This is a genomic window from Peribacillus sp. P4_D6, assembly GCF_056401795.1.
This window is the reverse complement of the sequence record NZ_JBFUIQ010000021.1, coordinates 1-19700: the sequence shown is the minus strand read 5'-3', so window position 1 is coordinate 19700 and position 19700 is coordinate 1. Positions and strand designations below refer to the sequence as shown.

Genomic DNA, 19700 nt, shown 5'->3' with positions numbered 1-19700 from the left:
TTCTAATGCTATAAGCTATATCAACTTGAAAAACAACAATTCATAAAAAAATGGAAGTAGGAGTCGTTTTATATCTTAAATATAATAATAAATAATAGAGATATTGAAGTCTGTAAAAGATGGTGCTAAGCTAATATAAAAGACAAGAATTTCGAATTATATATTGTATACTATATAATATTAACTTTTGGCTTAGGGGGAAACGCTATCAAAAATAAATATCAATCATTAAAAGATCTCGTATATGATTATATAACTGAAAGAATTCAGAACGGAACCTTACTTCCTAAGCATAAGATAAATGAATCGGTATTATGCGAAAAATTAGGAGTAAGTAGAACTCCTGTAAGGGAAGCTTTGATACAACTAGCTTCAGACAATTTACTCGAGTATCTTCCTAGAAAAGGATTTATTGTAAAAGAACTTGATACCAAGAAAAAGCTAGATGTATTTCGAATTGTTAGTGTATTGGATTCTTTAGCAGCCTCTTTATCTTTGGAGCATATTACAGAAAGTGATATTGAACGTATGGAAGATTTGGTTAAGAAAATTGAATTTTCAATTTCAACAAAAAATTATTTAGATTATCAAAAATACCAAAATCAATTCCATAAAGTATATATTGATAAATGCAATAATCCTACATTAATAGATCTTCTTGATTCTTTACAAAATAGTTTTGTCAGACAAATTTATTTAAGTAATAATGAAGAAAAGCTTTTTGCCGTATTAGAGGAAATGAATGAAGATCATAAAGAAATTACCAATTATTTCAAAAAAAGAGATAAAGAGAATTTAGAGCAACTTATTAAGAATAAACATTGGGAAATAACTCATTTAGATATGATATAGGGTTCCTGTCTTATAGTGGAAGGTAACGGGATTATCGACTCCCACCCACCAATCCGATTCTGGAGAGGGCCTGAAATACTTATATGACTAGCTATTTTGTAAACACAAAGAGCGTTAACCCTTTTGGCTAACGCTCTAAATCTATTAATAATAATAACTTACCAACTCATATATGAACCTTTCCGACTATGAGTTAAGCCATACATCACACTCTTCTTTCTCTATTCTATCCCTCATATAAATCGTGACCACCAACATAAATAGTACCGTTTGCATGATCAATTCTTATTGGCCATTCATACGGAACAGATATACGTCTAGCCACACCTCTCCAAAAATTACATGAATCGGCTTCAAAGTCTTGAAACTCTTTTAATAGTTCTTTATAAGATGCACCGTCAAATTGTATAATTAGTCTTAATGTTCAACAAATAAAACTGTTAGTCGTGAATGAGCTTAGTTGAACATGTCTTATCTTGTTCCATACATGTGACCTAAAAACTTCTCCTGCTGCTCATCTGTCTTGTTCTCTGCCAAGCTAAGCAATAACTCCTAGTCATTCGCTCGTAAACCGTTTCATTTACTTATAGAACTTCTTAGCTTATCAGGCTTGTAAAGTGAACCCTAGACCTTTCCTACTATCTTAATAAAGATGGCTTTTGAGTAAATCCTAACCTATAATTAGTCTGATACTGTACTACATAAGGGGACAACAATGTATATCTGGAATATTAACAAACTCGTCATAGCTTTACAGGAAGGAACAATAACCAACAAACAAAAGAAAAGATACCGTATATTCTTCTGGGTAATATTTACTCTTTCAGTACTCGCATATCCTGTAGTTTATAATCCTTCAACTATGAATGGATATGATGTTATAGATTTAATTTTGACTTCAATTATCGATGTAATTGCAATCTATCTGTTAATCGTTATTTATAAAAAGAGAAGTAGAAAAGACTTAGATTTTTTCTTACCTTTCTTTAGCTTATCGATTCCTCTATTCTTGCATACCTTCGTATGGTCAATACCTTTATTTATCATTGCTTATACATATATTGAACTTTTCGCTCCTTATCATTCTTTGGATGAAACTAATCTAATTGATATATTTATATTTACGATAATCGGAATTGCTATTAACATAATGAATATTCATTACTTTAAAAAGATATTTAACTAAGCACCTGCACCTTATTGGTGCTTTTTTATTTCCTCCTTACAGATCCACCAACTGGTTTAATTCTTCTTTTTCTTTGGCTTGGAACCAGGTTACTCGGATTGCTGAAATAGTTTTAGCAAGATGGGTGATAAAAGCGAAAACCACAAAACCAATAAAGCGACTGCTACACAGGCAGTTTATGTTGAAGATAGGCGCGTTTAAGAAATTTGACATGAAGGTGAAGAGCCGAGTAAATATGATAAAGTACCATTTTCATACTTCAATGGAATTGGGAATTGTGAAAAAGTTATTGGACAAGTTATATTTTGATATGGGACTTATTACTAACTAAATAACCACAAAAACTAACATTTTAGGATAATATATGATATTTTAACCATGATATGTTTACATACAAAAAGGAGAGTGAATCTATGAAAAAAATAATTAGTATCGTAACACTTATAGTTTTATACTGGATTGTTTTATTAACGTATAGCGATAACTTAGAATATGATTCAATATTTTATTTAGCAAGTTCCTTATTCATTTTATCTTTAATTTTTATATGTTTCTTAAAAATTAAAGATAAGATAAATATATTTATTTTAATTGCGCTTTTAAATATCTCGGCAATTTATTTAACTGTTAATTTTCTTATAGGCATAATACTTTTTTTAGCTTTCATCGTGATTTTCTGTTTTTATATTTATTCATATATAAGTAAATAGTAACATGTTAATAGAAAAAATCTGAATATTTCTTCCTATTCCCCTGGGTTTATATATGTACATGTACATATATTTAAAAGGAAGGAATGAAGGCGATGAATTTTAAAAAAGGTACTGCATTTTTCATGAGTTTTATAATATTACTTGGTACCAGAATTTATTTAAAGAAAAGAATCGTCCAGAAAGACTATTTAAAAGTTAAAATTTTCTTTATCCAGCAACCAATTCAGTGAAAGTAGCTTTACCCGCCTTACTATCAACTGAAATATCACCTACTTTCTGGTTAGCTAATGCAGTTTCAGTACCTTTTCCAAAGATAGAATCGAGTGATTCAGGGCTATATCCTTCAGTATAAAGTGCAGCCTGGAGAATCCATGTAAGATTGCCTTTTGCACCTTTTTTGACAGTGACAATGGCTGCTCTAGTCTTAGGTCCCCATTTTTCATCCACAACTAATTTCTTATTGTAGGTTATTTAGTTCTATTTATAAGGCTTTGATAAGAACAGACTTAGTTTTAGGTCCCGGAATGTCATCCACATTATCCCCAGTTGAATATGAAATAGTTTGAAATGTGATCAAAATGTGGCCAGCCAGCCAGTTCCCTTTCATTTTATAAAAATAAAAAAAGCCTTGGCAACTGAGAAACTCAGTAATACCAAGGCTTTAAAGTTATTAATACATTGACATATATTGTTCGCGTTCCCATGGGTGAACTTGTGTACGGAACATATCCCACTCGATTTCTTTTGCTTCGACGAAGTGTTCAAGTAAATGTTCACCTAATGCTTCTTTAATGACTTCATCAGATTTTAATGTTTCCAATGCAGCATATAAAGTAGCTGGTAGATCAACGATACCTACTTCTTCACGTTCTTCTTTATTCATTACATAGATGTTGCGATCAACTGGAGCAGGAGGAGTCAAGTCGTTCTTGATACCGTCAAGACCAGCTTTTAGCAGAACGGCAAGTGCCAAGTATGGGTTTGCTGCTGGATCGACACTACGTACCTCTACGCGAGTACTTACTCCGCGTGAAGCTGGGATACGGATTAGCGGGCTACGGTTTTTAGCAGACCATGCAACATAACAAGGAGCTTCGTAACCAGGAACTAGACGTTTGTATGAGTTAACAGTTGGGTTTGTTACCGCAGTGAAGCTTGGAGCATGCTTAATGATACCCGCGATAAATTGCTCAGCTGTTTTGCTTAATTCCAATTTACCTTCTTTATCATAAAATGCGTTTTCGTTGCCTTTGAATAGAGAAACGTTACAATGCATTCCAGATCCGTTAACACCGAACAATGGTTTTGGCATGAATGTTGCGTGTAAACCATGTTTGCGGGCAATCGTTTTAACAACCAATTTAAATGTTTGGATGTTATCACAAGCTGAAATCGCATCTGCATATTTAAAGTCAATTTCGTGTTGTCCTGGAGCTACTTCATGGTGGGATGCTTCGATTTCAAATCCCATTTCTTCAAGCTCAAGAACGATATCACGACGGCAGTTTTCTCCTAGGTCAGTAGGTGCAAGGTCAAAGTATCCGCCCTTATCGTTCAATTCCAGCGTCGGCTCGCCTGCTGCATCCAGTTTGAATAGGAAGAATTCAGGTTCAGGTCCAAGATTGAAATCTGTGAAGCCCATTTCTCTTGCTTCTGCAAGAACACGTTTTAGGTTTGCACGTGGATCCCCATCAAAAGGAGTTCCATCCGTATTGTAAATATCACAGATCAAGCGTGCAACTTTACCTTTTTCGGAAGTCCAAGGGAAGATAACCCATGTATTTAGATCAGGATATAAGTACATATCAGACTCTTCGATACGAACGAAGCCTTCAATGGAAGATCCATCAAACATCATTTTATTATCAAGTGCTTTTTCTAATTGACTGACTGGGATTTCAACGTTTTTAATTGTCCCTAAAATGTCAGTGAATTGTAAACGAATGTACTTAACATTTTCTTCTTTCGCTAAACGAGTGATGTCTTCACGTGTGAACTTTGCCAATTTCTATTCCCCCTAATAATTCATAAATCATATTTTTTATTGGAAAAAACGGGACATATCCCCTTGTCTAAGAGATGTTCGATGCTTGCTTCCTTGTAAAAGCTCGGCACGCAGAAGCTTGCGAAGATCCTCGTCACTAAGGTCATGCCTTATTTTTTCCGCTTGTTCTAATTCTTGGGTTTTAGGTAAATTCTGTTCCTTTACAGTGAAAATCTTTTTAATGCCGGCCAGATTGACTCCTTGTTCGATTAAATCTTTAATCTCAAGCAGTCGATCGATGTCATTTAATGAAAAGACCCGACGATTTCCATCTGTTCTCATAGGAGTAATAAGTTGATGCTCTTCGTAATACCGAATTTGGCGTGCAGACAACTCAGTTAACTGCATGACGATTCCGATGGAAAAAAGAGGCATCGAACGCCGAATGTTGTTGCCGCTCATTCTTAGCATCCTCCTTTGTTTATCTTAAAATAATCTTATATCATGTTATTAAACTTGTCAATATGATGTTACATTTTATGACGTGATTTTTCTCAGAAAAATTAAATGATTTGTTACTACACAAATATTATGACTATTGCTCTTACTGGAATCCAATTGTATCTGGATTCCCATAACATACCTTATTTAATTTCAATTACAATTGGATCAGCTTTTTGTCCATTAGCGCATTCACAGCAGTCAATACAGCCATTTTAACATGGGCGTATGTCAATCCGCCTTGAACATAAGCAACATATGGAGCCCTTGTCGGACCATCTGCCGTCAGTTCAATGCTGGCCCCCTGTATAAAGGTGCCTGCAGCCATGATTACATCGTCCTCATATCCCGGCATATAAGCAGGATACGGTGTCACATGTGAATTGATTGGTGATGCATATTGGATGGCCTGACAGAAGGCAACCATCTTATCCCGTTCATCAAATTGTACGGATTGAATCAAGTCAGTTCGTTTCGCATCCCATTTTGGGGATGTATTCATACCGAGCTTTTCTAAAAAGGCAGCTGTGAACATGGCTCCTTTAACAGCTTGGCCCACGACATGCGGTGCTAGGAAGAATCCTTGGTACATTTCCTGCAGACTATAAAGCGAAGCACCTGCTTCAGCCCCTATTCCTGGTGATGTTAACCGATAAGAGCAAGCTTCAACCAGGTCCTTTTTACCAACAATGTATCCACCGGTTTTCACTATCCCGCCGCCAGGATTTTTAATGAGTGAACCAGCCATTAAATCCGCTCCGACATGACATGGTTCTTGTGTCTCAACAAACTCTCCATAACAATTATCCACGAACACGACGATTTCCGGGTTAATGCCTTTAACAAAGGCAATCATTTCCTTTATTTCATCGATCGTAAAGGAAGGACGTGTAGCATACCCTTTTGATCTTTGTATACCGATCATCTTCGTATTCGGTTGAATGGCATGTTTGACGGCTTCGAAATCAACGGTTCCAGTTTCCGCCAACGGAACGGCCTTATAGCTGATCTGAAAATCACGTAAAGATCCAATACCCGTCCCCCGGATACCGACGATTTCTTCCAAAGTATCATACGGCTTTCCTGTTATGTATAACAATTCATCCCCTGGGCGCAAAATGCCGAAAAGAGCGGTGGAGATGGCGTGTGTGCCTGATATAATTTGGGGGCGCACCAATCCAGCTTCCGCTCCAAAAACATCTGCGTATATCAATTCCAGCGTATCGCGGCCCATATCGTCGTATCCATACCCAGTAGTCGGGATGAAGTGGGAATCACTCACTTTATGTGCTTGATAACTTTGTAATACGCGAAATTGATTTTCTTCGATTCGTTCGTCCACTTGCTTATGTAATGGAGAAATCATTGCTTCCACTTCCTGGGCAATGTTTTTCAACACTTCTCCATTTGTTAACTGCTGATACATCAAAATTCCCCTTTATAATGAATATTTCTCCAGCTGCCCGGTTATTGGATGATCAGCTAGACAAAAACCTTTGCATTCATATCTTTCCGATTCTTCATTAAAGGAGAGAGTGCGCAATATGGTTTCATTTTTCAGCTGTGATAATAGTTTACCCTCACTCGATGGCAGGAAAACATGATACGGGATCATTTCTTCAATCACGTACTTTTCAATTTCTTCCATGATTTCATTCAGATCCGATTGTTCATAGGCACTGATCATTAATGAAGCACGACTGGCTGATCTCACAAAATCAGCGTGAACCTTATCTTTCTTATTATACAACGTTAGCTGTGGAATGGAAGGGACATCTAAGTCATTTAGCAAATCCTGCACCGTTTTCTGATGATTAAAGTAATCGGTACTTGAGGAATCGACCACATGTAACAGCAGATCCGCTTCTTTCACCTCTTCCAAGGTAGAGCGGAATGCGGCAATTAAAGATGTCGGCAAATCTTGTATGAATCCAACCGTATCCGTCAGAAGCACGGTAAATCCGCTAGGAAGAATCGCCTTTCGTGTCATGGGATCCAGCGTAGCGAATAATTGGTTCTCTTCATATGAATCCGCCTCCGTCAAACGGTTGAACAGCGTTGATTTACCTGCATTCGTGTATCCCACTAGTGCTATTTGAAAGGTCTTATTACGTTTCCTTCTATCACGATAGCGTTCACGATGCTTCACTATCCCACTTAATTGCTGCTTGATTTCATCTATTTTTCCACGGATGTGGCGGCGGTCGCTTTCCAGCTTCGTCTCCCCTGGTCCCCTTGTGCCGATTCCGCCTCCTAGCCTGGACATTGCAGTCCCTTGTCCAACCAAACGCGGCAATAAATATTGGAGCTGAGCAAGTTCAACCTGCAGCTTCCCTTCCCTGGATCGAGCCCGCTGAGCAAATATATCCAATATTAGCTGTGTCCGGTCTATGACCCTTGCCTCCAATTGTTTCGAAAGGTTCCGAATCTGGCTCGGGGATAATTCATCATTAAAGATAAATAAATCCGGCTCCAGCTCCTCTTCCAGATTCCGGAGTTCTTCCACTTTTCCTTTTCCTATATATGTAGCCGGATCGACGCTTTCCCTTTTCTGGGAGATGGTCATTAAAACCTCAGCATTCGCCGTCTTCGCCAAAGAAGACAGTTCTTCGAGTGAATATTCAAAGTGTTCACTTGTCTCAGTTGTTTGACACCCAATCAAGACAGCCGTTTCCTTTATTGTCTCTTCCAAATCACACGCACCACCTTCTGGTAGATTTAACTTAATCATAACAAAAAAATTGAATATATAAAAATTTCCTCAAAACGAAGCTTTTAACCGTTTTAAAAATTGCGATACCGTGCTAAAATCAAATTTGGCTTTACCATCAAAATCGAAAAGACATAGAGGGACATTCATATGACATGGGAAGTATTAAGCTTCATAGGTACGATTGCATTCGCTATAAGCGGAACCATCATCGCCATGGAAGAAGAGTATGATATTTTAGGAGTTTATATTTTAGGAATCATAACCGCCTTTGGCGGCGGGGCAATCCGCAATCTGTTGATCGGCGTCCCCGTTTCAGCTTTATGGGATCAAAGTTTCTATTTTGTCATCGCTTTAGTATCCATCACCATCGTTTTTGTTTTTCCTACAAACCTATCAAAGCACTGGGACAGATGGGGAAATCTCAGTGATGCCATTGGCCTCTCAGCCTTTGCCATCCAAGGGGCGATGTATGCCGTGGAACTTAATCATCCAATAAGCGCCATCATAGTATCAGCTGCATTAACCGGATGCGGCGGCGGGATACTCCGTGACGTGCTGGCCGGAAGAAAGCCATTGGTCTTCAGAAAAGAAATCTACGCAGTATGGGCCATCATTGCAGGCTTGGCTTTAGGCAGTGGTGTATTATCCCAATCATGGCAGCTTTATTTACTCTTTGCCGTCATCACGATATTGCGAGTCCTTTCTTACACCAATAATTGGCATCTTCCTAATAAAAAATGGGTGCCTAAAACATAAATTTGAAAAGCCCGCCATCCTGGTGGGCTTTTCCATGTCATTCTTTCTCTTCATCCTCGAAAATCAAATCTTGGCTGGTAAGCGTCAATAAATCGGATTTTTCAAATGAATCTTCCAGTAAAAGCCGCATCGCCTGCGCCCTAATTGACTTTTCTATTACATTGCGGATATAACGACCGTTAGAGAATGAAATAGGTCCCCGGAATGAACGTAATATGATTAAATGTTCCCTTAATTTCCTTTCGGCATCCCGATTCATAAGATACTCCTTTTCCTGCAGCATCCGATCGGCTATTTCCATTAACTGTTCAATCGTATAATCCGGAAAATCAATAACAAGCGGGAACCTCGAATGAAGGCCAGGATTAAGACTTAGGAAATATTCCATTTCCCTCGAATATCCAGCAAGGATCAAAATGAATTCATGCTGCCGATCCTCCATATGCTTGACAAGGGTATCTATGGCTTCTTTTCCAAAATCCTTTTCGCCGCCTCTTCCCAAGGAATAGGCTTCATCAATAAATAAGATTCCGCCAATGGCCTTCTTAATTAAATCCCTGGTTTTTTGGGCAGTATGACCAATGTATTCCCCGACTAAATCTGCCCTCTCCGCTTCAATTAAATGCCCTTTCGAAAGTACATTCATTTTTTGAAACAACTTCCCGATTAAACGTGCAACCGTTGTTTTCCCTGTTCCCGGATTTCCTTTAAACATCATATGCAGCGCTTGCCGGCCAGTCTTCAGCCCCTTTGCCTCACGTTGTTTATTGATGTAAATCCAGGCATATATCTCTTTTATCATCCGTTTCATTTCTTCCATTCCAACCAGCGATTTCAATTCATCTTCAATCTCTTTCAATGCCACATGCTGGTGGGGGATTTCCTGCACCAAAATTTCTTTTATCGGCAGATCCTTTTGTAGCGCTTTTCTGTTTTCCGCATTAAACACAATATTGATTTGCCCGTTATTTTTCATACGGATCGGTTGTTCCATTTCATTCACCTCTCCATCTTGGACCCTGACTCTAACACCACAATTTTTTATGATGGCATGGCAAATGCTGCATAGCCAAAATTATCCCATCGGAAAATCCGTTTATTCCTTTCGTGATTAAGCCCCATTCCCTTCTTGAAAAGCGACTTATTCTGACAGGATTTTTTCATTGGAGGATTTATTACGACAAATCCCATTCCCATTCACCAATATATTAGGGGTAATGTCATTTCCTGCGGTTTCCCGGAAAATAATCCGTCCCTTGATATATATTCAAATAAGGTACGTAAAATTATCGATTCTTTGAAAAAGGACAGAGAAGGGCATGCAAAAAAAAACAGGTCGCTATAAGCTAAACCTGTTTTTTACATTCATATATATGATTATTCCTTCACTTCGTAATCGATCTGAACATTACGTTGTGGAGCAAATGTAGAAATCGCATGTTTATAGACTAATTGCTGCTTGCCCTCCGATTCAAATAAAACGGTAAAATTATCGAACCCTTTCACTTGTCCTCTAATCTGGAACCCGTTTAATAAAAATACCGTCACATACGTACCATCTTTACGTAATTGATTAAGAAACTGATCTTGAATATTTACTGATTGTTTCATGTATTAGTCCTCCTCTTTTCTCTCTAAATTTATGTATTCGCCTTCACCGAAAAGCTTTCCTGCTATAAATCCAGATATTTCATGTATTTTTTTTGGAAAACCCTCGATATCGGTCATATCAAACCAAATTACATCCATTTTATTCCGGAACCAGGTCAATTGCCTTTTTGCGTATCGACGGGAGTTTTGCTTTAATGTCTCAACGGCTTCATCCAATGAAGCCCTTCCATCAAAATAATCATAGATTTCTTTATAGCCTATAGCCTGGATCGATTGGCAATCCCTCAAACCTTTTTCATGAAATGACTCCACCTCTTGAATCAGCCCTTCTTCTACCATAACATCAACACGTTGATCGATGCGTTGATATAACTTTTCACGTTCCATTGTCAATCCAATGATGCACGTATCATATTTGAATTCTGTAGGCTGTTCATTCAGCTGCTCACTCATCGTTTTACCAGTACAATGATAAATCTCAAGTGCCCTGATCACCCTTCTTACATTATTAGGATGAATCCGATTCGCGCTTTCCGGGTCAATGCTGCGTAATTGTTCAAAAACAGGATCGATTCCTGACTCCCTTACCTGTTTTTCAAGTCCCTCCCTATAAACAGGGTCAGATGGCGCCTCCGAAAATTGATAATCATAGATGACTGATTGTATGTATAATCCTGTTCCACCGACGATAATGGGAAGTTTACCTCTGCTTTGGATATCCTCGATACAAGCATTGGCTCGCTCCTGGAACTCTGCCGCACTAAATGGTTCATCAGGTTCTTTAATATCAAGTAAATAATGAGGGATTCCTTCTGTTTCTTCCCTCTTGATTTTTGCAGTACCAATATCCATCCCCTTATAAACCTGCATGGAGTCTCCGCTAATAATTTCACCATTAAATAACTTTGCCATCTCAATGCTCATCTTTGTCTTCCCAACAGCAGTCGGTCCAATGATAACGAGAAGTTTTCCTTTTTGTTGTTTCACAATCTCACTGCCTTAAATGATTTTTTCCCTATCTTATCATAATCTCGTTGAGAGCAGCTAAACATCTACCCATTATGTCCAATTGAGGCACTTTTATTCAATTTTTCACCTGCAATAATTATCATCTTTATATAAAAAAGGTATGATCCCTTTCAGGGTCATACCTTCTTATCAAATGTGTTTCCTTTGGATCAATTTAGCCCATTTTTCCATTTACGGGAATGATCATCGTAACGGTCGTTTCTTTTTCAGAGGATTGTACATGCATCTCTCCATCATATCTATTCACTAAGTCTTTGACGATGAACAATCCTTGTCCGCGAACTTTGCCCTTTTGTGCCTTTTTGGTTGAAAAACCGCTGACGAATATATTCTCCAAATCTAATTCCGAAATCATTGGTCCGGTGTTCGTGACCAAAAACGTATACTTTTCATCATCAGCTTTGCAGGCAATATCCATTCGGCGTTCTTGCTCTGGCAATTCAATTGTTGCCTCAATAGCATTGTCGATAACATTTGATAATAATTTTATCAAATCGATTGTTTTGATCCGATTGAAGGATTTGGGTGAAACATCAATTTCGATATCGATATTATAATTCTGGGCCGAGAGCCTTTTGGTCTCCAACAGGACAGATAAGCCCGGATGAATCACATCCAATTTCATCGATTCAATTGAATGCACTTCTTTGGAAAGCCCGGTTAAGTATTCGAGTGCTTTTGCGCTCTCTTCTAATTTAAGCAGTCCATGTATCACCTGAATATGATTGGAAAAATCATGCCTTAATGAGCGGACTGAAGCAAATAGAGATTGAAATTCCGATTGATATGTATCTTCCGTATCCCCCACTTCACGTGTCAGTTCCTTTTGATACCATTTTTGAATGACAAAAAAGGTAACCAGCAGCATGATGACAAATCCACCATTATAAACAAGAATGGCAATGCTGCTTTTCAATACCTTGCCGTTAATGGCATTAATATCTTCCGCGCTCACATCAATGCCCAAAAAACCAATAATGTCGCCATCTTGATTTTTCATTGGCACACCCACAGTCAAATACTCACCATATTCCGGATCTTCTAGAATCCCGGTAATGAAGCTTTTGCCTTCATACCCCTGTTTAACCTGCTCCGGCGGAACAGTACATGCACCACCGATAGGAAAATCCCCTTTATGATCTTTAGAAAACCCAGTAATCATGCACTTGGATACTGTGGGATTATCAATCAGGATGGTATAAACATATAATGCTCCTATTTTTTCACGGGCATCCTCTAAGTAAGCTTTTATATCCAAATAATCCTGGCTCTTTACTTGGTTATTGAGAAATCGCTGATAAGCCTCCATATCCATCGAGTCGGCTATAGATCTGGCAGCTACCAAGTTTTGATTGGCAACGGATTTTTGCACAGAATTTTTAATGCTTAAATATGTTGAAAACATATTTAGAAGAATGAAAACAATCAATAAAAGTATGGTCAAATAAAGAAGTGCCCTTAACTTTTTATTTTTCATAGGATTAAACTTACCTCATCTCTAGCAGCTAAAAGTTAACGAACCTATTCTGAGTTTACTATATTAAGGGATAAAGAAATAGGGAAAAATCTAATATTCTCTATAACCCCAGGCATATAATACTATAATAAATCAAGTAATTGACAGATCATCCACTATTTTTTTGATCATATGACCTTTTTTGTTTTAATATAAACCACGTCTATTATTAATACTTTCCAATAAATCATTTTATTCCCATAAAGTAATTATTTTAGTATAATAATGTGTGTGAAAAGGGTAAAAATAAATGATGCGGGGTTCAATATTCTCGCTTCAAATAAATAATTTTACCCTTTATATGAAAATATTACAAGATTGTAAAGGATTAATCTGTAAAATCACACCATATTTCATATATTCGTGCAAAATATCGGATCACTCCTCTTTCAATAGTGCATATTGACTAATTTATCATCAATGAAAATGCCGTTTCAGTAAGAGGAATCCTGAATAAAAAAAATGGAATCAGGGACTGAACCCCAGATTCCATTTTACATATGATAGCTTCTATTTAATCGAATTGATGACTGCCCTCTCATACATCTTTTTAGTTACTTGATAGTACAGCAGTTGAAAAAGAAAATACGTTGCGATGACCATGGCCGAGTAGGCAAACAAATTCGATTCCAATAAATTGCTTAGTGCCACGTAGGCGACTATGGCATGAATCACCCCTATCAGAAACGGAGCGAAAAAGAGGATGCGTATTTCGGCGCTTAAAATTTGCCGTATTTCTTTTTTTGTCAACCCCAATCGATGAAGGGCATGGATTTGAATTTTTTTATCTTCTAAATTCGTAAAAACTCGCAGATACATCATGCTCCCTTGGACGATAAAGAATAATAGACTGACAAACAAGCCGATAAAAAGAATCAATATGCTTCCCTGTTTCATTTCTTGATAAATCGGAGCTCTTGTTTGCAGTTGATTATGGTCAGGATTATTAGACATTTTTTCGATTTTAGCAGCTGTTTCCATTGATTCTTCCCAGTCTTTAATTTCATACCCTCGTACTCTTGCCTTCTCTTTTAAAGGCACATCAGCTGTGATTTCATGATACAGCTGATCATCGACCACTATCAGAGTCGTTGCTGCTTTTATGGGTGCGACTATCGATTGATTTCGCTGACCAACCATTGTTACCTGAATGGTTCTATTGCCAAAGTGCAGCTCCTTTTGTTCTCCCTTGTGGACGAATTGATAGTCCAGTCCCCCATAAGGAAAAATATATAACGCTTCTTTTCCTGATAACTTTGCTGGTTCAATTTTTCGCAATGCAGCCGCATTGTTATAATCACTTTCCGAGATTAATAATGACCTATTTTCATTGGGTTCTCCCGTTCTCATATGGGGTAACATGTGGGTGATGGACAATCCAGTCATATTTACTTCGTAAAGGATCTTGAATCCATCTTCCTTTAATATTTTCTCCACTGCGGATGGTTCAATAACTGAATAAACGGAAGCATCATTTTCAATCCAGCCAATTGATTGCGGAATGTTATCCATCCCTTGCTTTTTTAAATCTGCACTGAACATGAAAAGTGTTCCTGCAGCTGTCAAAATCACGGCTGTAATGATCGAGGTCAAAAAGAATAACCTGGAATAGTCCTTAATATTGAAGATCAGGTTTGTTTGAGTAATTAAATTCGTTCCGCCATATAAGCTTTTCTTCTTCCGGTAAAGCCTGCTGCATAGAGCGACAATGCTTTGGCTGAATAAAAAATAGGTGCCGATCAGTACGAAGAATACTATGGGCAATACTCGAATATAAGAATTGTTCAACGACAGCGTACATGCCAAATAATAAGAAATGCTTAAGCAAACTGCTGATAGTGCAATTAACCACTTTGAAACGAAGGGAGTCTTTTTGGGTTTTTGTTTATCTTTTAGTAAATCGACTACCTCCGCATTTCCTATTTGGAACAATGAAAAGAGCGATAATAGCTGAAATAGCAAAATGAAACCAACAATGGTATAAATAAAGGCCTCAGGGACAAAGACAAACGATATTGGTTGCTCAACAGCCAATAACCAAGAAATTGCCATTAAGAATAACTTTGAGAACAAAAACCCTAAGCCAACTCCAATCAGGATAGATATGAGGGAAACCATCGTTTGCTCCAGGTAAATCAGTTTTTTAAGTTGGGATTTGGACATTCCAAGCAGTGTCAGCAGCCCAAACTCTTTTTTTCGCGGCTGTATAAATGCTGCATTCGAATAAGCGATAAAAAAAACTGAAAATATGATGATCACTATTTCTGCTGCAATGAGTCCCCTGCTAATTAACTGTCCCCCTGGAATATTCGCATGGACCACATCAGGATGAAAGATAAACGATGCGTAAATAAAAAAGATTGAGACGGAAAGGACAATACTAAAAAAATAAGCAAGGTAACGTTGTGCATTTCCTTGAATATTCCTCTTAGCGAGAAGTCGGATGTTCATGATAGACTCCTCCCAAAACACTTAACGTATCTAAAATCCTTTGATGGAAGCTCTGTCTTTCCCCTCCGCTGTGAACCTCCGAAAAGAACTTGCCATCCTTTATGAATAGAATTCGGTCACAGAAGCTGGCTGCAGTCGGGTCATGAGTGACCATAAGGATGGTTGCTCCCTTTTTCTCCTGAAGTGTCGTGAGGGTATCCATTACCTGCTTGGCAGATTTGGAATCCAAATTACCAGTAGGTTCATCCGCTAAAATAATGGAAGGCTCATGAATCATCGCTCTTGCACAAGCCGTTCGTTGCTGCTGACCTCCAGAAATTTCAAAAGTCCTCTTTTCTAAAATCCCTTCTATATCAAGAAGGCTTGCCAACTGATTTACCCTATTTTCCATTTCCTGCAGTTTATAACGATCTAACGCTAAAGGTAGGAGGATATTTTCGCGAACGGTAAGTGTATCAAGAAGGTTGAAGTCTTGAAAAACAAATCCAATTTCCCTCCTGCGAAACAATGCCAGGTCCTGATTGTTTAATTCATTAGGATTTTGATCATTTAGAATGACTTTACCTGTGGTTGGCTTATCAATCGTGGCCATTAAGTTAAGCAGGGTGGTTTTCCCGCTGCCGGATGGAYCCATCACTCCGACAAATTCCCCTTTCTGTACATTCATGGTGAAATTATGTAACGCCTTATGAAATAAATTCCCCTGTTTTTGAAAATAAGTTTTGGATAGTTGTTCTGCTTTTAAAATCGACATCCGAAAATACCTCCCTTTCTTACCGTAAGTATAATGAATAAAGCGGGAGGCTCCCATCGAAGTTTATTACATAATCGTTTAGCACCCTTACAATTCTGTCACCTTTCATGTAAGATATTTGTCTTAAAGAGAAACTCCACAGTAGTCCCTTCGGATACAGTCGATTGGATGGTAACGACATGCCCAAGTCTATTAACGATTTCCTTCACAAGATATAGTCCCATTCCGGTTGACTCTTGTTTGACTCTCCCGTTCTCACCAGTAAAGAATGGATCAAACACCCGTTTTACATCATGTGGGACGATTCCAATTCCCTGATCTGTTATCCTAAGGAAAATCTCCGACTCTTTTTCAATGATATTGAACGTTATGCTGTCATGCTCTTCCTGCCTTGAATACTTCAGTGCATTAAAGACCACCTGACTAACGGCGAAGTGCAGCCACTTACGATCCGAATGTACATATACATTCTCAAGCTCCGTTTCAAGCCTGGGATATATGAACCGTTTGATGAACTGTTTTTTTTCCTCGTTAATTACTTGCTTGACTAGATTAATTAAGTCAACCCGCTCCGATTTTACATCCTCCGAAAAACGCTGCAGCCTTGCCCCATGCAATATAATTTCCAGCCCTCTGCGAAATCGATCATTTTCTTCTTCTATCTCTTTAAGATAATCCTTCATCGGCTCATTCGAAAATGTCCTTTTGCCTTCTTGAATCAGTAAGGAAATGACAGAAACAGGTGTCTTCATTTGATGAACCCATTGATGAATCAACAGCTCATATTGCTCCTTCTGTTTGATTTGTTCTTGTAATTGCCCAATGGTTACTTGTTTCATTTGTTGAAAAAGTTCCATCCATAACTTTTGTTCATTTGACAGGGGTTCCCTAAAGGCTTCGACATATTCAAAGGACAAGCTCGTTTCTTGCTTCATCCTTGCTAATTGATTAAGAAAACGGTAATGCCTTATGTAATCGGCCGCTAAAAATAGAAGCATCATAAACAACGCGAGAATAATTAAATAGATGATATTTGAAATCGATATGTGATTCCCMGCTTCCAGAACGGCTAATGTATAAGCAATAATAAGCAGGCTTACCAATAGAGCGGTATAAAAAATAAAATAAAGACGGTCTTTTATAAAGGATTTCAGCTTCACTTTTCTTCACCTTGCACTATTTTTAGTCGGTATCCTTTTCCCCTGCTAGTTGTTATGGCATGCTTGATGCCAATATCCTCAAGTTTTCTTCGTACCCTTGTGACATTGACGGTCAATGTATTGTCATCAACAAATGAATCATCATTCCATAATGCTTCAAGTAACTCTTCACGAGAGACGATTGTGTCATACTGTCGTAGTAAACAACTCAATAATTTCAACTCATTTTGAGTTAACGTTACCTGATTGTCTTGATATTCGATCATCGCTTTTTCCGTATAAAGCGTTAATCCTTCCATTTCCTTTACTTGCTGGTGGAATGAAGATATATCCGCATATTCACCATACACCCTACGTAGTACACTCTTTATTTTCGCTAATACCACTTCCAAATGAAACGGTTTTGTTAAATAGTCATCTCCCCCATATTCAATGGCCATGACTTGGTTCATTTCATCTGTCCTTGCAGAGATGAATATGACAGGAACCTTCGAAACCGTCCTTATTAGCCGGCACCAATGGAACCCATCATAATAGGGCAGATTAATATCCAATAAAACCAAATCTGGCTTTATATCTTGGAACTCCGCAAAAACTTGGTCCAGTTGCTTCACTTCAAAAACCTCATACCCGTACCTTTTTAAATAATTGACCAAGATTCCAGCTATTTTGAGATCGTCTTCAACCAATAATATTTTATACATTTTTATCTCCTCATTAACATGACAATAAAAAACCTTGAATGGCATGAGCCAATCAAGGGGATTACAATAAAATTAGATTTCCTCCGGGACTTTCAATCCCTCAATGAAGGATTGAAAACTCGATGCAACTTTATAAATGTTTTCATCCTGGCTTGATGGATCCGAATACCAACCTTGATCCCAGAAGTAAACTCCCTTTTCTTCTTCATTATTTATCAGCAAAATTTTACCTGCACGTGTATCATTACCTATTATAATGCAATTCTTATGTAAGTCTTCTCTGTTTTCTTCATGCCATTTCTGTAAATCCAGTTCTTTATCTAGAAGCTCTAATCCATAAAGTGCATGTAAGCATACAAGTGTGTCTAATCCATCTACATAAAACTTACAGTTTTGAACCGTAGTTGTGCCGCCATTATGCTTAAGGAGAAATTGTTTATAATCTTCAGGAATTTCAAAACCCACAAATTCCTGAAAATTATTCACTGCTTCTTCTCTCGCTTTCCCATATCCAGTAATACTCACCATTGTATCGACTCCATTTCATTTTATTGTAGTAAAATCAATTGAACTAATTGCTGTTTAGAAATACCTTTTCTTAATGGAGATCCTTTAAATATAAATTATTCATTATTACTTTAGAAAATAATACTTTTTTTAAATATATTAACATAATTTTACTATCCTTTTCAGTATTTTCTGATATATTTTTTGACAATTTCGTTGCTTTTCACTAAGAAAATAGCTTTTTTTAATCGAAGTTTTGTCGAAAAATCGATAAATCGTATACTTTCGCAGATAATTCAGAAGTTTTCGATGATATATCTCCATTTTCGAAGATATATTCCCGATTTCGCAGATAAAATATTATTCTATAAAAAAGGCGCCAACTTCATCTTCAAGATTGGGCGCCTTTTCTCTATTTATCAAACAATTTTATAGTCTTCATACGTAATTAATAACCTGCTCATAGAAACTGTCTCAGCACGAAGCTTATTCTTGTCACGACAATAAGCAATGATGGAACTATTAGGAACTTTAGCTGTACAATTCCATTTACTATATTTTTCATTATACCTAGAGGATATTTCGATAATCTCACCACGTACCTTTAACATCCTGCGTTCTACCAAGGGCATCAACTCCAATTCCGATAATAGTATGTACCCTAAATCAGATAAAATATTCTCGAATCCCATTCCGTCAAAGATTATGGACATTATAGCAAAACAAAAAGGTGTCTGCTATAGATTTATTATTATAGGAAATGACAAGGTAGAATGCCTCTAATCCCCTCTTTATTTAAGGTATTATAACCAGAATAATCTTAATACTCTTTTGGAATATTAAGATAAATCAAAAAAACCACCAAATAACTCTTAATTATTACGATAAAATTATATTCGTATCACAAAAGAAATATTTGAAATTAAGAGATTAGAGTCGTATGATTAGTAGTATCGGCGGAAAAAACATAAATCAAAATAATTAAGTTTAAAGGGGAATTAGATATGGTAGATGTAATCTCAAAACCTGAACATGAAACACTTAATATTTCTGCAAACCAAGAGCAATTGGATATCTTAGATCAGCTTTTAAAGCCTGAGGTTCAGGAATCATTGAACACTTTAGTCGAGCAGTTACCAAAACTAACTGAGTTAGTGAATATTTTAACAAAGTCTTATGATTTCGCTCAATCGGTTGCGACTGATGATGTGTTGAAAAATGATACGGTCAGCGCCATTTCGGAGATCGCGACACCTGTGGTCC

The 19700-nt window shown here is 37.4% G+C and carries 18 protein-coding genes and 1 pseudogene; 4 read left to right on the top strand and 15 right to left on the bottom strand.

All coding sequences use genetic code 11. The features are described from left to right. Positions 1–135 precede the first annotated feature (135 nt). Both AC1DVB_RS09565 and AC1DVB_RS09560 read left to right on the top strand, forming a co-directional pair. Complete coding sequence (locus AC1DVB_RS09565; RefSeq protein WP_318266503.1) at positions 136–852, top strand: GntR family transcriptional regulator; 717 nt, start codon at positions 136–138, stop codon at positions 850–852. A gap of 715 nt (positions 853–1567) precedes the next feature. Next, positions 1568–2038 (top strand): hypothetical protein, encoded by a 471-nt coding sequence (locus tag AC1DVB_RS09560; protein WP_454862221.1) that lies wholly within the window; start codon positions 1568–1570, stop codon positions 2036–2038. Positions 2039–2958: 920 nt separating this feature from the next. On the opposite strand, the gene AC1DVB_RS09555 is transcribed toward AC1DVB_RS09560, so the two are convergent. The 5 genes from AC1DVB_RS09555 to hflX form a co-directional block, all read right to left on the bottom strand. Beyond that, positions 2959–3198: a peptidoglycan-binding domain-containing protein gene (locus AC1DVB_RS09555; RefSeq protein ID WP_477589068.1), complete on the bottom strand. Its 240-nt coding sequence runs from the start codon at positions 3196–3198 to the stop codon at positions 2959–2961. Between the two features lie 223 nt (positions 3199–3421). Then, a complete protein-coding gene (glnA, locus tag AC1DVB_RS09550) occupies positions 3422–4756 on the bottom strand; it encodes a type I glutamate--ammonia ligase (RefSeq protein WP_034313424.1) in 1335 nt (444 codons plus the stop codon). Positions 4757–4792: 36 nt separating this feature from the next. After that, positions 4793–5197: a MerR family transcriptional regulator gene (locus tag AC1DVB_RS09545; protein WP_034313425.1), complete on the bottom strand. Its 405-nt coding sequence runs from the start codon at positions 5195–5197 to the stop codon at positions 4793–4795. 196 nt (positions 5198–5393) lie between these two features. Next, positions 5394–6662 (bottom strand): methionine gamma-lyase family protein, encoded by a 1269-nt coding sequence (locus AC1DVB_RS09540; RefSeq protein ID WP_098184609.1) that lies wholly within the window; start codon positions 6660–6662, stop codon positions 5394–5396. Positions 6663–6674: 12 nt separating this feature from the next. Beyond that, positions 6675–7928: a GTPase HflX gene (hflX, locus tag AC1DVB_RS09535; RefSeq protein ID WP_477589065.1), complete on the bottom strand. Its 1254-nt coding sequence runs from the start codon at positions 7926–7928 to the stop codon at positions 6675–6677. A 168-nt stretch (positions 7929–8096) separates the two neighbouring features. Between hflX and AC1DVB_RS09530 the strand changes: the two genes are divergently transcribed. After that, positions 8097–8705, top strand: coding sequence for a trimeric intracellular cation channel family protein (locus AC1DVB_RS09530; RefSeq protein WP_048680928.1), 609 nt, complete (start codon positions 8097–8099; stop codon positions 8703–8705). Between the two features lie 37 nt (positions 8706–8742). Here AC1DVB_RS09530 and spoVK read toward each other — a convergent pair whose 3' ends face one another. The 10 genes from spoVK to AC1DVB_RS09480 all read right to left on the bottom strand — a co-directional run bounded on the left by spoVK (position 8743) and on the right by AC1DVB_RS09480 (position 19150). Further along, positions 8743–9699: a stage V sporulation protein K gene (gene spoVK, locus AC1DVB_RS09525; RefSeq protein ID WP_477589063.1), complete on the bottom strand. Its 957-nt coding sequence runs from the start codon at positions 9697–9699 to the stop codon at positions 8743–8745. Between the two features lie 383 nt (positions 9700–10082). Beyond that, a complete protein-coding gene (gene hfq / locus AC1DVB_RS09520; RefSeq protein WP_034313436.1) occupies positions 10083–10316 on the bottom strand; it encodes an RNA chaperone Hfq in 234 nt (77 codons plus the stop codon). A gap of 3 nt (positions 10317–10319) precedes the next feature. Continuing rightward, the gene (gene miaA, locus AC1DVB_RS09515; protein ID WP_057276404.1) at positions 10320–11240 is read right to left on the bottom strand and encodes a tRNA (adenosine(37)-N6)-dimethylallyltransferase MiaA; all 921 of its coding nucleotides are present in this window, start codon (positions 11238–11240) and stop codon (positions 10320–10322) included. 259 nt (positions 11241–11499) lie between these two features. Continuing rightward, positions 11500–12822, bottom strand: coding sequence for a sensor histidine kinase (locus tag AC1DVB_RS09510; protein WP_057276369.1), 1323 nt, complete (start codon positions 12820–12822; stop codon positions 11500–11502). A 549-nt stretch (positions 12823–13371) separates the two neighbouring features. Continuing rightward, entirely contained in the window at positions 13372–15312 is a 1941-nt protein-coding gene (locus AC1DVB_RS09505; protein ID WP_095678819.1) for an FtsX-like permease family protein, read from the bottom strand. Next, complete coding sequence (locus AC1DVB_RS09500) at positions 15290–16066, bottom strand: ABC transporter ATP-binding protein (protein WP_477589060.1); 777 nt, start codon at positions 16064–16066, stop codon at positions 15290–15292. Before AC1DVB_RS09500 ends, AC1DVB_RS09505 begins: the two co-directional genes overlap by 23 nt. 98 nt (positions 16067–16164) lie before the next feature. Next, positions 16165–17226, bottom strand: coding sequence for a sensor histidine kinase (locus AC1DVB_RS09495; RefSeq protein ID WP_057276366.1), 1062 nt, complete (start codon positions 17224–17226; stop codon positions 16165–16167). Then, the gene (locus AC1DVB_RS09490; protein WP_057276365.1) at positions 17223–17930 is read right to left on the bottom strand and encodes a response regulator transcription factor; all 708 of its coding nucleotides are present in this window, start codon (positions 17928–17930) and stop codon (positions 17223–17225) included. Before AC1DVB_RS09490 ends, AC1DVB_RS09495 begins: the two co-directional genes overlap by 4 nt. 72 nt (positions 17931–18002) lie before the next feature. Then, the gene (locus AC1DVB_RS09485) at positions 18003–18458 is read right to left on the bottom strand and encodes an SMI1/KNR4 family protein (RefSeq protein WP_057276364.1); all 456 of its coding nucleotides are present in this window, start codon (positions 18456–18458) and stop codon (positions 18003–18005) included. A 398-nt stretch (positions 18459–18856) separates the two neighbouring features. Next, complete coding sequence (locus tag AC1DVB_RS09480; RefSeq protein ID WP_134402162.1) at positions 18857–19150, bottom strand: hypothetical protein; 294 nt, start codon at positions 19148–19150, stop codon at positions 18857–18859. A 291-nt stretch (positions 19151–19441) separates the two neighbouring features. Here AC1DVB_RS09480 and AC1DVB_RS09475 point away from each other — a divergent pair. After that, a pseudogene (locus tag AC1DVB_RS09475) lies at positions 19442–19700 on the top strand (DUF1641 domain-containing protein); the annotation flags it as partial.

Bases quoted from the DNA above. Each gene is read 5' to 3' on its own strand.
- AC1DVB_RS09560 (WP_454862221.1), top strand. From the start codon at position 1,568: ATGTATATCTGGAATATTAACAAACTCGTCATAGCTTTACAGGAAGGA.
- AC1DVB_RS09545 (WP_034313425.1), bottom strand. From the start codon at position 5,197: ATGAGCGGCAACAACATTCGGCGTTCGATGCCTCTTTTTTCCATCGGA.
- AC1DVB_RS09540 (WP_098184609.1), bottom strand. From the start codon at position 6,662: ATGTATCAGCAGTTAACAAATGGAGAAGTGTTGAAAAACATTGCCCAG.
- AC1DVB_RS09530 (WP_048680928.1), top strand. From the start codon at position 8,097: ATGACATGGGAAGTATTAAGCTTCATAGGTACGATTGCATTCGCTATA.
- spoVK (WP_477589063.1), bottom strand. From the start codon at position 9,699: ATGGAACAACCGATCCGTATGAAAAATAACGGGCAAATCAATATTGTG.
- hfq (WP_034313436.1), bottom strand. From the start codon at position 10,316: ATGAAACAATCAGTAAATATTCAAGATCAGTTTCTTAATCAATTACGT.
- miaA (WP_057276404.1), bottom strand. From the start codon at position 11,240: ATGAGCATTGAGATGGCAAAGTTATTTAATGGTGAAATTATTAGCGGA.
- AC1DVB_RS09510 (WP_057276369.1), bottom strand. From the start codon at position 12,822: ATGAAAAATAAAAAGTTAAGGGCACTTCTTTATTTGACCATACTTTTA.
- AC1DVB_RS09505 (WP_095678819.1), bottom strand. From the start codon at position 15,312: ATGAACATCCGACTTCTCGCTAAGAGGAATATTCAAGGAAATGCACAA.
- AC1DVB_RS09490 (WP_057276365.1), bottom strand. From the start codon at position 17,930: ATGTATAAAATATTATTGGTTGAAGACGATCTCAAAATAGCTGGAATC.
- AC1DVB_RS09485 (WP_057276364.1), bottom strand. From the start codon at position 18,458: ATGGTGAGTATTACTGGATATGGGAAAGCGAGAGAAGAAGCAGTGAAT.
- AC1DVB_RS09480 (WP_134402162.1), bottom strand. From the start codon at position 19,150: ATGTCCATAATCTTTGACGGAATGGGATTCGAGAATATTTTATCTGAT.